The organism is Mesorhizobium sp. M1E.F.Ca.ET.063.01.1.1 (assembly GCF_003998155.1).
Lineage (GTDB): Bacteria > Pseudomonadota > Alphaproteobacteria > Rhizobiales > Rhizobiaceae > Mesorhizobium.
In genome coordinates, this window is sequence record NZ_RZSC01001594.1 from 1 (window position 1) to 462 (window position 462).

Below are 462 nucleotides of genomic sequence, written 5' to 3' on the forward strand. Positions count from 1 at the left end.
GTGCTGCTTGCCCGCATCCGCGCGCAACTGCGCCAGCATGAGCAGAGCGAGGACGCCACCTTCTCGGTCGGCCCCTATACCTTCAAGCCAAGCCAGAAGCTGCTGATCGACCAGCGCGGCGCCAAGGTGCGGCTGACCGAAAAGGAGGCTTCGATCATCAAGTACCTCTATCGCGCCGAACAGAAGGTGGTGACGCGCGACGTGCTTCTGGAAGAAGTCTGGGGCTACAATTCAGGCGTCACCACGCACACGCTGGAAACCCATGTCTACCGGCTGCGCCAGAAGATCGAGCGCGATCCTTCCAATGCCGAAATTCTTGTGACAGAAAGCGGCGGCTACAAGCTGGTTCCTTAAACTTTTCATGATCCGATGAGCGGTCAGGGCGGGACCGCTTCGGAAGCGATCCTGGTGCTGGAGGGTGGGTGGATCGGCTCCGAAGCGCATCGGCCAAAAATCGGACTC

General features: G+C 60.0%; 1 protein-coding gene. It reads left to right on the forward strand.

All coding sequences use genetic code 11. The annotated features are described in order from the left end of the window. On the forward strand, positions 1-354 hold a 354-nt coding region (locus EOA29_RS39955; RefSeq protein ID WP_145970183.1), incomplete at its 5' end, for a response regulator transcription factor. Positions 355-462 lie beyond the last annotated feature (108 nt).